Origin of the sequence: Chondromyces crocatus (genome assembly GCF_001189295.1) — a bacterium.
GTDB lineage: Bacteria > Myxococcota_A > Polyangia > Polyangiales > Polyangiaceae > Chondromyces > Chondromyces crocatus.
This window is the reverse complement of record NZ_CP012159.1, coordinates 8,895,208-8,907,722: the sequence shown is the minus strand read 5'-3', so window position 1 is coordinate 8,907,722 and position 12,515 is coordinate 8,895,208. Positions and strand designations below refer to the sequence as shown.

Genomic DNA, 12,515 nt, shown 5'->3' with positions numbered 1-12,515 from the left:
GCTGGACCACCATGCCGCACCCTCCCTTGGACGATCCCTGGATCAACGCTCAGATTGAAGCCGCTGTGCGGCCTTATGAGGGACGGCTCTCGGCGCAGGATCTGGACTGGATGCGTGAGCAACTGACAGAACTGCTGAGCCGTGACGCGACGGCTGCGAAGCTGCTGCGCGAAGCGCATCCACGACATGTGGATGAGAGTGGTGAACGGATCGTGCCAGGTGGGTACGGTACAAGTGATTCGCCGGACAGAGCTGATTCCAAAAATTGGAAGGTTGGTTAAGTGGTTTCCGAAAACCATCATCTGTACGTCGAAGGTGTAAACTTACTGAGAATCGCCGCCCGCCGTCTTGCAAGAAGGCTGGGGCAAAGAGTTCCTTTGGACGATCTTTCGTCCTATGGCTATTCGGCATTGCCGAGAATCGTTAGCAGCTATGATTCAACCCGCTCGAGCTTCGCCACGTATGCACGGGCAAAGCTCAACTGGGCGATGCTTGATGGCGTCAAGCAGGAACGGCGGTGGCTATTCGAGACGGCCCGCGCTGGCGCGATAGGCGCTTCAGACCGATTCGCTGAAGCATTTGACGAAAATGAAGGTGCGGCATTTTCGTTGTCTGGAGATGCTGCCAATCAGTTCAGTGACCTCTTGGCCGGCCATGCCGCAGCGATGGTGCTCGGAATGACCGTCGCTCGAGAGGGTATAGGACTCGGACTTGCGGATGGGAGGGGCAATCCGGAAGAGCAAACTGTAGCGGCTGAAATGGCCGTGACGCTTCGGAGAGCGGTGCAGGAACTACCCGACCGCGAACGAGCTCTGGTCGAACGCCATTATTACGATGGTGAACGATTCGATCACATCGCTCAAGAACTCGGAATTAGCAAAAGCCGAGCAAGCCGTCTTCATGCGCAGGCCATTGCGACACTGAGTCGCAGGCTCAGAGAAAGCGATTGATGCGCTACTGTAGGTGACGAGCTTCCCGACTTCCTGGTTAGATCCCGCCCTTGAACATGACAGCATAGCATCTAAGCACTTGAACTAGCATGGGAGCAGATCACTCCGCCCCGTTCGAACTCACGAGAGCTCATTGAGAGAGGAGGTGTCGTTAACTTCCCCCCCTCAAATCTCTCTGGAAATTAAGCTGATGGCGGATAGACGATTGCCAGCCGACTCATTTTACGCCAGAGGGTCGTCGCGCTGATTGCCAAGACATCTGCGGCCTTCTCGCGGTTGCCATCGGTCTCACGCAGCGCCGCCTCGATCGCTTGTCTCTCTGCAGCGTCAACGACATCTGCGAGCGTGCGGCCTGCACCATCTGCAGCTCGTCGCGTTTGTGTGGGCGAGGGAATGATATCGTCGGCGGTGATGACTCCCCCTCCAGAAAGAGCCACAGCCTGCTCGACCATATTTTCCAGTTCGCGGATGTTCCCTGGAAAATCATACTGAGAAAGCGCATCCACAACACCCTCTCCTGCTACAGCACGACAGTTCATCTTCCGGTTGAATTTTGTCAGAAAATGCGCAAACAGCAGGGGGACATCTTCTCGACGCGATCGCAAAGGCGGAAGAGTGAATCGTGCCACATTGAGACGATAATATAGGTCTTGTCGGAAGCGCTTTTCGGCAACCGCGCTCAGCAACTCTTGATTCGTTGCGGCAATGATCCGGACGTCGACATGGATAGGTTTATTCTCGCCGACTCGGCGAATCTCGTTTTCCTGGATAGCGCGCAGCAGCTTTGCCTGAAAGGTCAGCGGAGTTTCGGCAATTTCATCGAAGAAGAATGTCCCACCATCCGCTTCCTCGAACAAACCCTTCCTAGCGCTAACTGCTCCAGTGAAGGAACCGCGAGCATGACCGAATAGCTCACTTTCAAGCAGTGTTTCGCTAATGGCTGCACAGTTGATCGGAACAAAGGGCCGATCTGAACGCCGACTATTCGCATGGACGGCTTTCGCGACGAGTTCTTTGCCCGTTCCACTCTCTCCTGTGATGAGCACCGTCGCATCTGTTGGAGCGATTTTTACAATCCGGGCTAGAACATCTCGTATCGGCTGCGAACGACCGATGATGTTCTCGAAGCGATAACGTTCCTTGAACTCGGTTGCGAGTAGTTGGACTTCTCCCGCCAGTTTTCGATTTTGGAGTGCGCGCTCCACTTTCAGAAGAAGCTCAGGTTCTTCTATCGGCTTCTGGAGATAATCAAACGCACCCAAGCGCATCGCTTCCACGGCGCTCTCGATGGTCCCATATGCGGTCATGACGATGACTTCCGTCATGGCATTGGCTTCCTTGACTGCCCTCAGAACAGAGAGACCGTCTGAGCCACCCATGCGCAAGTCGGTGAGGACGACATCGTAGGCACCTCGGGCCCCTAGATCTGCGCCCTCGATACCGTTGGTCGCCTCATCGACTTCATAGCCTGCCCCTCGCAACAACATTGCGAGAAGTGTCCGCATGTTTCGCTGATCATCAACGATGAGAATCTTTGCCATCACACGCCCCCGTCGGCCCCTCCCGTCGGCAACCCCCCTAAGTAGTGAGATTCTGGGGGCTGAGCGGCCTATCCGCCGTCCAACTTATCTCAACAGCTAGATCGATGGGCGACCTCACTGCGTACTTACTCCTCACCCGCCCAGCAAGAAGGAGGAGTTCGACTTGCTTCCGCCAAGGCAGACTTGGCGCCATCGGCGCCTAAGAACTACCAACCTTGGCGAACATCATCTCTCGTCTGATTTAGGCGGGTTCTACTGTCGAATCTGCTGAGCGAGATATTGCTGCTCGCCCAGCTGATCCACTAGACCAAGCTGTTTTTCAAGCCAATCGACGTGTTGTTCTTCACTCGCTAGAATCTCGGCCAGCAGTTCTTCACTTGTCCGGTCCCCTTTGTCACGACAGAGCGCTACCGAATCATTGAGCCGCTTTACTGCGCGGTACTCCAGTTCGAGATCACTCTTGAACTGCTCGACAACCGTCTGTCCGATGTGCAAGGTGTCCAAGCGTTGCAAGTTGGGGAGCCCCTCGAGAAAGAGGATCCTGTCGACGATGGTTTCGACATGCTTCATCTCATCGATGGACTCTGAGCGCGAGTGAGCAGCAAGCGTGATGTAGCCCCAGTTCTCGCACATCTTTGCATGCAGGAAATACTGGTTGATGGCAACGAGCTCTGCCGCCAACACCTCGTTCAGTGCATCGATGACCTCTTTGGATCCCTTCATCGCACCCTCTTACCGAACCTGGGTCGTCCACCCTCCGCAACGGATCGTGTCACCGTGCGGAGATCCAAACGCCATATGGTGCGTTCGCCGGGGTAAGCGCAACGAAAAAACAGGCGGTAGGCAGCAAGCCACCACGACGTCCCGAAATGGAGCGTCTCGGGCGTGCATAGCCTCAAGCTGTCCGGCGAGCTGAGGGGCGAAGTTAGAACCTAGGCTGCGCTAGAGTTTTCTAGCTCCTCAGGGGCAACAAGTCTGGTTTTAGGCTTCACCAGAAAAGTCGTATCCAGCAGGAAAGCGATCGTTGGCTGGCAAGAGCCACAGCAAGTTCCTGCTTTTGTGCACCTCATCACCTCTGCCATGGTTGAGGCCCCCCCTCCGATTGCATCTTTTATTTCGTGGTCCGTGACGGCATTGCAGAGGCAGACGTACATGACTTCAAACCACCTCGCTACGGAGCCAAGTGCTTGAAGTTGAACGTAGCTTTCAATATCGCCCGGATCAAGCGGAGATTACTCTCCTCGTGACACGGAAAGGTGAGCTAAGTTCCCTGCGTGAACGTGGGTGAATGTGTGTGTCCGGTGTCTCTTGCTCACATCGAGAGACCACCATCGACATCGATGCAGCGCCCGTTGAAGTAATCACATTCAATTGCAAACCGGACGGCGATCCAGATGTCCTCCGGTTCTCCGATGCGTCCACTCGGAATGTTCGCGACGAGAGCATCACGAGCCTTTTGATTCATCCCTTGCGTCATCGGAGTTTCAATCATCCCAGGCGCAATCGCTGCGACTCGAATTCCGAAAGGTGCAAATTCAAGCGACCAAGTCCGTGTATTCGCGGCTAGGGCTGCCTTGGCGGCTGTGTAGTTTGATTGTCCCCTATTTCCGTGACGCGCGATGGAGCTGATGTTGACAATGACACCTTTCGTGCTCGTCTCAATCATCTTTGCAACGACGTCCCGAGCGATGAATGTCGCACCTGTCAGATTCACATCGATTACGGCCTGCCATTGCGCTGCACTCATCTTCAAGACCTCACCGGTCTTGCGATCTTTCTTCACCAGCAGGCCATCTCGAAGAATTCCAGCGTTGTTGACGAGACCATTCAATCCCCCCATTGCTTCGTTGGCCCAGCTTACATACTCGCCGACCTCTCCTTCGGAGGCGACATTCAATGGTCTCGCATGAATTTTCCCGGGTAGGCTTTTCCCCTCTTCTACCAGAGAGGCAAGCCCAGCTTCATTGACATCGCCCGCGACAACTTGGCCCCCTGCCTCAGCCAGCCTTACCGCGTAATGACGACCTAGGCCGGAGGCTGCACCCGTGATGATGAACTTGGCGTCGTTCAGTCGCATCTATTTCTCTCCTCTTCCTTCTCAGTTTTGCAGTCAATGACGGCGTTGCCGCGTTCTTCCGCAGCCTGTATCATATCTTCTGACGAAGATTGTTGATTTTGTCGCGCTGGACACGCATTCCGTGCACCTGGTGGAGCGCTTGTTGCTCATGTTTCACGGCTGGTCGCCGACCTCAGGCAGCGTAAACACTCAGTTCCCGTGACCCGCACAGGATTGAGCCGAATCTCGATGCGGAGGCGGCCATGTTTCGCTACGCACAGCGAAGCGTTGTCGCTGCCCAAGTATTCCCCATCTCAATAGTTTCTGAACTGAGATTTCTACCTTCTAATTCGCGGTAATTGGGGGGGCCTTGATGTCAGATGTGGGCTTTTAAGGTCTGGAACTAGCTAGTTCCCGTCCCGAAATGTCCTTCATCGCCATCAGAGACTACACGATTCCCGATAAACAAGGGCCGGAGGTCTCGGTTCGGGGACTTTGAGGACGGGAACTAAGCGCAGGAAGACTGTCTTCCCGCGAAGGCATTCTCCGTATCTTGTAAATACCGGGCTTATCGCTAGTGCTTGCTGCGCGCGTATCCTTCAGCCTCTTGATCGGTTACCGGCTCAACTCTTAGGACATGTCGTTCACGAAGCAAAAATTGGGAACGTTGAACATAAACATGATCTGATGCTATCGTCAGGCGCTCTCTTCTCGACCAAAGTGCTGCGGCATCCTCAAATGTTTGTGCCTTTGGCTCATAGGCAATCATATGAATTTCGTAATCGAGAGGAGGCGGATAGTCGTCGACATGGACTATCTTGTACAACCGGATCCCACCCGAGGATTCGGACGCTGCTACTACGGCTCCTTTGACGAGGTCCTCTCCTTTGGGATCTGCAACCGAGAGAGAGAGGGTAGAGTGTCTGTCGCATCCGCTGGCCGACAGAAGTCCTCCGAGCGCAAGTGAAAAGGCTACGAAGACACCACGCATGTGGGCACCATAGCGGCCGAACCTGACCTGTTCAAGGTCCCTCGGACGTCTAAAGCGCTCATCTTTTGGCCGCGGAGAGAGCTGAAGAACAGTGTCGAAGCATAGGCGTTTCAGTCTGACCGGGCCTCGGTCGGAGCCATGACGTGCCACTTCCCGAGTTCCGCCTGTCGATGCTGCGGAGGTCGCTCGTCGGGCAACGAGCGTTTGTTGAACAGACACTGAAAGACGCGCTTTTGAGGGGTGTGAAACTATCATCGTGGGGGAGGGTCGCGTTGCGTCGCGGAACTCCTTGTGAGATTGAGGTGGTCCTTACCTGCAGGACTCGGGACGCTCGTGCCTCATACGTGTTACTAGCTGAGTGTGCATCGTGCATTGCTCGACTTCTCGTTGCCAGATGAACTCATCGCCTCACGACCAACGGCGGAGAGAGAGGAGGCTCGCCTGTTGCTTGTCGACCGAACTCAACCGCCTGGAGAGGTGGGTCACTCGACCATCTGCAAGCTCGACGAGCACATCCCTCCTGGTGCGTTGGTGATTGTCAATGACACTCGTGTCGTTGCAGCTCGCCTGCTTGGTCGAAAGCTCGCAACTGGTGGCCAGGTCGAACTTCTGCTTCTGCGCAAATTGAAGTCGAGCGAGGGAGGCCTCGTAGAGCACTGGCTTGCGCGTGGAAGAGCATCGAAGCCGATTCGACAAGGAGCCGAGCTGGCGTTTGGCGAAAATGGTGAGATCAAGGCCCACGTTGTTCAGTGCGCTGGTGATGCAATGCTTGAAGTCGTACTGTCCTCGCCTCGAGGTGTGGCTGTCGAGAAGCTCATTGGCATTCACGGCCATATTCCGCTTCCTCCTTACATGAAACGTGCCGACGATGCGTCCGATAGAGAACGCTATCAGACAGTCTTTGCCCGTACCCCTGGAGCGATTGCTGCCCCCACGGCTGGTCTGCACTTTTCGAATCAACTCGTCGAAAAGCTTCAGTCTCGCGGGGTAAAGATGACGAGCATTACTCTGCATGTGGGACTGGGGACTTTCAAGCCTGTTACTGCGCTCGATCTAGACGACCACCCAATGCATGAAGAGGAATACTTCGTGAGCGACGAGGTGAGCGAAGCGATTGATGATGCGCGCCGACGTAAAGTACCCGTGATTGCTGTTGGAACAACGGTCGTCCGGGCCCTTGAAACGGCAGCAGATCCCAGCAGACCGGGACGAGTAACCGCTTCAAGCGGTGAGACGCGAGTGCTCATCCAGCCTGGCTACAGGTTCCGCGTGGTAGATGCCTTGATCACCAATTTTCACCTGCCCCAGTCGACTCTTCTAGCTCTGGTCTGTGCGTTCGCAGGGGGGCGGAGAACGCTGGCTGCCTACCGTGCGGCGATAACATCATCTTATCGATTTTATTCCTATGGTGATGCAATGATGGTGTTCGGGTAGACCAATGGCCATATCGACTTTTGGCTTCGAATTTCGCCAAACTGCTCAGGATGGAGCAGCTCGTACGGGGGTGTTGACGACACCCCATGGAGAAGTCGAGACGCCGACGTTCATGCCAGTCGGCACACAGGGGAGTGTCAAGACACTGACTCCTGAAGAGGTAGCTGCCACTGGGGCGCGGATCGTTCTGGGGAACACGTACCATCTATGGCTACGCCCGGGACCCGAGGTGATAGACAAGATTGGCGGCCTGCACAAATTCACTTGCTGGCCACATGCGATGCTGACTGATTCAGGCGGGTTTCAGGCGTTTTCTCTGGCGGACCGCCGCACCGTCTCGGAAGAAGGCTTTGTGTTTCGCTCGCATCTCGATGGCTCTCGGCGCGTCCTCACTCCGGAGGTGGCCATGCAGGTGCAAGGCGCTCTAGGTGCGGATATCGCGATGCAGCTAGATATCTGTCCTCCGGGGACAGCATCTCCCCGCGAGATGGATGAAGCCTGTGCCGTCACCACCCGTTGGGCGCGTCGCTGCCTCTCAGCGAAGCGTCCCGATCAAGCGCTGTTCGGCATTGTGCAGGGAGGGACCGATGTCCGCAGGCGTCTCGCACATGCGGACGAACTCGCGGCCATGTCCTTTGATGGATTGGCTCTGGGGGGCTTCTCGGTTGGCGAACCCATCGAAAAAATGCACGAAGTTCTAGCTGAGGTCGCTCCTCGTCTGGACGCGTCGCGTCCTCGCTACTTGATGGGTGTTGGAACACCCACCGACCTCGTTCGTGCGATTGGTGCAGGGGTGGACATGTTCGACTGCGTCCTGCCTACTCGAAATGCTCGCAACGGTCAGGCACTCACGAAGCAGGGTCGCATCGTCATCAAGCAAGCTCGTTACAAAGAAGATTTTTCTCCACTCGATCCAGGGTGTGAATGTCCAACATGCACGCAAGGATATAGCCGCGCTTACCTTAGACACCTTTTCATGGCGGGTGAGGTAGTCGTTCTGCGCATGCTGACTGAGCATAACCTACACCTGTATGGACGTCTCGTTCGGGAGGCACGTGCTGCGATCGCTGCCGGTAGATATGCGGCTTTCGCACGTTCATGGCTGACGAAAGACGTTGCTGATTCGTGATGGTTGGTCAGCGTGTGACTGTAGGAAAAGTTACGGCTCGAGGGCCAAGATCCTGAAGAGCCCCGCGATCCACGCCGACGCCACCCACACGATGTTGTAAGCTCCGGGAGATATACGGGCCGGGGCGAAAAATTTCTGAGGCCTCCTCATCCAACAACAGCCGCGGAATGACTCAAGATCCGAACAAGAAACCACTCGGGCGCATCTTGCTGCAGCAGCGGGCCGTCACCCAGCCCCAACTGGAGCAGGCCTTGGTGGAGTCTCGAGCCAAAGGTGTGCCACTCGCGACGGGCATGATCGAGAGCGGGACCCTTTCAGAGGTCGCTGCTCTCAAAGCTCTATCTGAGCAGAGCGGGGTTCCTGGGATTGATCTCACACAGGTCTGCATCCGACTCAGCGACCTGTCGATCCTTCCTAGAGAGATCGCGATGAAGCACAAACTGCTGCCCGTGCTTGTTCGTGACGATAGAATTTTGGTCGCGATGGCGGCTCCAACGGACAAGAAAGTCGTTGATGAGCTTGAGTTCGTTACCGGTAAACGAGTGTTTCCCTACATCGCGCTTGCGGGGCCGCTGATGAGAACCGTGGCTGCTGCGTATGATATGAAGGACCAAGGGGAGCCGTTTTTTGTCGGCCCAAAATGCCCGCCCGAGGTATTGCGCCGCGCTGGATTGTCTCCTGCGAGTACCCCAGCCCCGACGGAAGCTCCCGGAGTTCAGTCTCCAGCTCGCTCGACACCGCCTCTGGCGACATCTCCCCCTTCACATCCAGTTTTCACGCCTGCGCAGCGCATTCCTGCTCATGGCTCGCGAGTCGCGGCGCTGCAGGATTTCTCGGTGGCCAAACCTCTTCCGGCCTCGGCCGAGTCTACAATTACGACTCAAGCAGCAAAGATTCACCAGTCCGCGTTCGATTCGAAGTTCACGAACGACGAGACATCCTTCGCGGACGTCATGGACGAGGCGGCTCCGGAGGGAGCTACTGCCGATATTGCCTCTCCGCCTGGTGCCGCTTTCGTGGGGCAACCAGACATCATTGTTGATGATGCCATGAGTCGCGTGGCAGCGACCTATGAGCTCAGTGATGCAGAGTTTGGCGAGGCGGATCGAGACCTCTCTCTCGTTGGAACACTACCGAAAGAGGCTCCTCGTGGTGAGCAGCCAACTGTTCTCGTCGTGGACGATGAGGCCGAGATCCGTCGCCTTCTCCGGCGCATTTTCGAAGAACGTGGTTATCGCGTGGAGGAGGCAGACCGAGGACTTCTGGCACTGCGGATGGTGAAAGAGAATCCGCCGGACGTCATGATTCTAGACGCAATGCTCCCAGAGGTTCACGGCTTCGATATTGCGCGACGAATGAAGGGGACGCAGCGCTACGGTCACATCCCCATCATCATGATCTCGGCCGTTTATCGCGGTTGGAGATTCGCAGAAGATCTCAAGTCCAGCTATGGTGTCGACGCTTATATTGAGAAGCCGTTTCGAGTGGCTGATGTGGTGGCTGCCGTAGAGAATGCAGTTCACAGTCGCTCGACGCGCAGCGACCAAGATCGAATCTCAGCCGAGGCGGAGCGGCTGCTTGCTGCAGGGATTGCGGCCTACCGCTCAGGCGACTTCGAGACCGCAGTGAAGAATTTGAGAGAGGGAACAATGCTGGATCCCCTCGCTTACCGCCTTCACTTTCATCTTGGGTTGCTCTACGGAAAGCAGGGGCAGCTATATGATGCCATTCAGGAATTGGAAACGGCGTTGCACATCAATAGTAAGCATTTTCCTGCTCTGAAGAATCTGGCCGTTCTGTACCAAAAAGCAGGCTTTCGCAATAAGGCCATTGAGACCTGGGAGCGCGCATTGAGCGTTGCACCCGATGATCCAACACGCCAATCGATCAAAGAGCATCTACTAGGATTGCTCTGACAGTGGTGAACCGAGACCTTGTTTGGCGAGGCCAATGTGGCCCATGAAAGCCTCGGAGATTGAGTGTGACCCGACACCGGTGGTCTCATAGGGATCTTTCCACAAGCCGGTGGCAACCGGCAGCCGACCTCATCACCTCAAGCCCACTGCCTGACCTGACGAGAGACATGGGTCACGTATGACTGTCAGGGGAAACGTCGACACTCCCCACCGAGTTCAGTGCAAGGGTTTGGAGACTCTAGGACACTCGCTCCGTCACGCGCATCCGCAGACAGATTCAGTTTAGTTCTTGTGTGCCCATGAACCACGAGTCCGCGAAGAAGCGTAGATAACGCGCCCACTGTAATGTGGTCGTTAGTCTAAGTTCGCAGACACAGCAGCGGAGTGCTTCTTGCGCCGCTTGGGGGAGCATGTCGTGCCGAGCTCGTGCCTTCAGATGAGCGTGGGCGGGTCTGGATGGCCGCGGCCTGTGATCCGTGTCGTCCGGGAAGCACACTGCACCAAGCGCTCCAAGTCCCCTCTGGAGGGACGGGATTGTTCGCAACCGTGCTGCCTGACACCATTGGAGAGGATGCGTCGTTCCCCGCGGGATCTGCGTTCACCGGACTCAGCCAGACCAAAGTTCTCTCACGGGATGCCTATGAAGGTCTCCAGTGGCTGCTGATTCTGATCGCCTGCATCGAGGCAGTGACCGAGACGCCTGGCGTCGAGAACGGTCGCTACACCCCCGAGAGTTGTTCGTGGTAGTGCGCGAAAGGACGCGGACGTGGGTTAAGAACTCAGCGAAACGAGGCAGCTCAGGACGGCTTCGGGGGAAATTTACCGTATGACCGTGGGCTGAATCTCTGAGATGGCGTTTGGAGCGGCCCCTGCTCATGTGCGCTGATGTAGGTCTTTGGCGGTGTCAAGCAAACGGACCCAAATTGTTGACCCATGCGTCGACACAATCGTAGCGTCGCGCTTCCCTCGTTGCATAGGCGGCAAGCTGTATCTGCAGCGTGCGGACGTCTTTTGACGTCCACTCTGATGGTTCGTCACGAAAATGGTTAGTGATTCCAGGGAAGAACGATTCCATGGAAAGACTAGGCATTCATTCGAAAGCTTACCGAATTCATTGGCTGACGACAACTGCCGTTCCATCTCTCCTGAGAGGGCGTCGAAGCCATCGCCAAGGGATCTCCTCGTCATTCTACGTTGATTGCCACGATGAATGCTTCCTCCATGCCCTCGGGCTCTGAGCTGCATACCTCCATCATGCGACCGGAGGTGGTGGCGCTGTTCTCGTCACTTCGTACGGGCGGGGTGTACGTCGATGCGACGCTGGGGGCAGGAGGGCACTCAGAGGCGATTCTACAGATGCCGGATACTGTGGTCGTTGGCATTGACCGAGACCCTCGTGCTCTGGAACTCGCCCGCGTTCGTCTTGCTCAATTTGGCGACCGTTTTTTCGGTGTTCATGGTCGGTTCTCGGACTTGAAGGAGCACCTTGCTCGCCTGGAGCTTGAGCGCGTCGACGGCATTCTCGCCGATGTTGGACTCAGCTCGATGCAAATCGACGACCCTGCTCGTGGCATGAGCTTCAGATTCGAGGGACCGCTCGACATGCGAATGGACCCCACTGTAGGTGAAACGGCACTCGACCTCATTGATAATCACACGGCGGAGGACCTGGCCGATCTCATTTATCATTATGGTGAGGAGCGTCATAGCCGGCGAATTGCGCGCAGCATCAAGTTTGCGCGTGAGCGGAACGAACTCGCCACGACGACGGATCTCCGGAGAGCGATCGTTCGCGCGGTAGGACCCGGGCGGCACGGCGGTATAGACCCGGCGACTCGGACCTTCCAGGCTCTGCGCATCGCGGTCAATGGTGAACTCAGGGAGCTGGCGAGCTTGCTGGAAATGGCACCTACTTTTCTGGTGTCGAGCGGCGTGCTCGCGATCATCTCTTTTCATTCCTTGGAAGATCGAATGGTCAAGCAGGCGTTCAAGGAGCGGAGCATCTGGCGTGCGCTCACGAAGAAGCCTCTCACCGCGTCGGATGCAGAGGTGGAAGGTAATCCCCGCGCGCGGAGCGCGAAGCTGAGGGCCGCCGTGCGAGTCGAGGAAGAACAACTGCGAGGCATCACGTGAGGAGCCGTCGACCCTTTCTGATCTTGTGGACCATTGCAGTGGGTGCAACGGTGGCTGCGTTCATCGTACACCTCGCATTGCGTGGACGTACCGTGGAGATGGGTTACAAACTCGGCAAGGCGAGAGCTGAGCAGGCACGCCTGCGCGAGGTGAGGCGAGTCCTCTCTCTTGAAGCTGCCAGCCACGAGACCCCGCAGCGTGTCGAGATCATCGCACGGACCTTGCTGGGAATGGCTTCCCCGCCTCCTGAGCGGATCATTCCTTTGCGTTCGGGGAGGGCTGCGGAGCCTTCACCGGAAACCGGACTTCAGGACGCTGAGGCAGGCCGATGAAGAACCTTCATCCCCTCCGGGCACGCTGGATCA

Annotated in this window: 11 protein-coding genes; 6 read left to right on the top strand and 5 right to left on the bottom strand. The window is 56.5% G+C overall.

All coding sequences use genetic code 11. From position 1 onward, the window contains the following. Positions 1–11 precede the first annotated feature (11 nt). Both CMC5_RS43430 and CMC5_RS43425 read left to right on the top strand, forming a co-directional pair. Entirely contained in the window at positions 12–281 is a 270-nt protein-coding gene (locus tag CMC5_RS43430) for a hypothetical protein (protein ID WP_245677878.1), read from the top strand. After that, complete coding sequence (locus tag CMC5_RS43425) at positions 282–950, top strand: sigma-70 family RNA polymerase sigma factor (protein ID WP_082362981.1); 669 nt, start codon at positions 282–284, stop codon at positions 948–950. 182 nt (positions 951–1,132) lie between these two features. Here CMC5_RS43425 and CMC5_RS43420 read toward each other — a convergent pair whose 3' ends face one another. The 5 genes from CMC5_RS43420 to CMC5_RS47060 all read right to left on the bottom strand — a co-directional run bounded on the left by CMC5_RS43420 (position 1,133) and on the right by CMC5_RS47060 (position 5,538). Continuing rightward, positions 1,133–2,491: a sigma-54-dependent transcriptional regulator gene (locus CMC5_RS43420; protein ID WP_082362980.1), complete on the bottom strand. Its 1,359-nt coding sequence runs from the start codon at positions 2,489–2,491 to the stop codon at positions 1,133–1,135. A gap of 252 nt (positions 2,492–2,743) precedes the next feature. Next, on the bottom strand, positions 2,744–3,214 hold the full coding sequence (gene bfr / locus CMC5_RS32120) for a bacterioferritin (protein ID WP_050433975.1): 471 nt from the start codon (positions 3,212–3,214) through the stop codon (positions 2,744–2,746). Between the two features lie 209 nt (positions 3,215–3,423). Next, the gene (locus tag CMC5_RS43415; RefSeq protein WP_082362979.1) at positions 3,424–3,645 is read right to left on the bottom strand and encodes a (2Fe-2S)-binding protein; all 222 of its coding nucleotides are present in this window, start codon (positions 3,643–3,645) and stop codon (positions 3,424–3,426) included. A 158-nt stretch (positions 3,646–3,803) separates the two neighbouring features. Then, complete coding sequence (locus CMC5_RS32115) at positions 3,804–4,568, bottom strand: SDR family oxidoreductase (RefSeq protein ID WP_050433974.1); 765 nt, start codon at positions 4,566–4,568, stop codon at positions 3,804–3,806. A gap of 553 nt (positions 4,569–5,121) precedes the next feature. Beyond that, on the bottom strand, positions 5,122–5,538 hold the full coding sequence (locus tag CMC5_RS47060; protein ID WP_156339018.1) for a hypothetical protein: 417 nt from the start codon (positions 5,536–5,538) through the stop codon (positions 5,122–5,124). Positions 5,539–5,910: 372 nt separating this feature from the next. Here CMC5_RS47060 and queA point away from each other — a divergent pair, with 372 nt between their 5' ends. The 4 genes from queA to rsmH all read left to right on the top strand — a co-directional run bounded on the left by queA (position 5,911) and on the right by rsmH (position 12,150). Further along, positions 5,911–6,972: a tRNA preQ1(34) S-adenosylmethionine ribosyltransferase-isomerase QueA gene (gene queA, locus CMC5_RS43410; RefSeq protein WP_245677877.1), complete on the top strand. Its 1,062-nt coding sequence runs from the start codon at positions 5,911–5,913 to the stop codon at positions 6,970–6,972. A gap of 4 nt (positions 6,973–6,976) precedes the next feature. After that, positions 6,977–8,101 (top strand): tRNA guanosine(34) transglycosylase Tgt, encoded by a 1,125-nt coding sequence (tgt, locus tag CMC5_RS43405; RefSeq protein ID WP_082362977.1) that lies wholly within the window; start codon positions 6,977–6,979, stop codon positions 8,099–8,101. 167 nt (positions 8,102–8,268) lie between these two features. Continuing rightward, positions 8,269–10,017 (top strand): response regulator, encoded by a 1,749-nt coding sequence (locus tag CMC5_RS43400; protein WP_082362976.1) that lies wholly within the window; start codon positions 8,269–8,271, stop codon positions 10,015–10,017. 1,206 nt (positions 10,018–11,223) lie between these two features. Beyond that, positions 11,224–12,150 (top strand): 16S rRNA (cytosine(1402)-N(4))-methyltransferase RsmH, encoded by a 927-nt coding sequence (gene rsmH / locus CMC5_RS32095; RefSeq protein ID WP_063796691.1) that lies wholly within the window; start codon positions 11,224–11,226, stop codon positions 12,148–12,150. Positions 12,151–12,515 lie beyond the last annotated feature (365 nt).

Bases quoted from the DNA above. Each gene is read 5' to 3' on its own strand.
- tgt (WP_082362977.1), top strand. From the start codon at position 6,977: ATGGCCATATCGACTTTTGGCTTCGAATTTCGCCAAACTGCTCAGGAT.
- CMC5_RS47060 (WP_156339018.1), bottom strand. From the start codon at position 5,538: ATGCGTGGTGTCTTCGTAGCCTTTTCACTTGCGCTCGGAGGACTTCTG.
- CMC5_RS43415 (WP_082362979.1), bottom strand. From the start codon at position 3,645: ATGTACGTCTGCCTCTGCAATGCCGTCACGGACCACGAAATAAAAGAT.
- bfr (WP_050433975.1), bottom strand. From the start codon at position 3,214: ATGAAGGGATCCAAAGAGGTCATCGATGCACTGAACGAGGTGTTGGCG.
- CMC5_RS43400 (WP_082362976.1), top strand. From the start codon at position 8,269: ATGACTCAAGATCCGAACAAGAAACCACTCGGGCGCATCTTGCTGCAG.
- CMC5_RS43430 (WP_245677878.1), top strand. From the start codon at position 12: ATGCCGCACCCTCCCTTGGACGATCCCTGGATCAACGCTCAGATTGAA.
- CMC5_RS43420 (WP_082362980.1), bottom strand. From the start codon at position 2,491: ATGGCAAAGATTCTCATCGTTGATGATCAGCGAAACATGCGGACACTT.
- CMC5_RS32115 (WP_050433974.1), bottom strand. From the start codon at position 4,568: ATGCGACTGAACGACGCCAAGTTCATCATCACGGGTGCAGCCTCCGGC.
- rsmH (WP_063796691.1), top strand. From the start codon at position 11,224: ATGAATGCTTCCTCCATGCCCTCGGGCTCTGAGCTGCATACCTCCATC.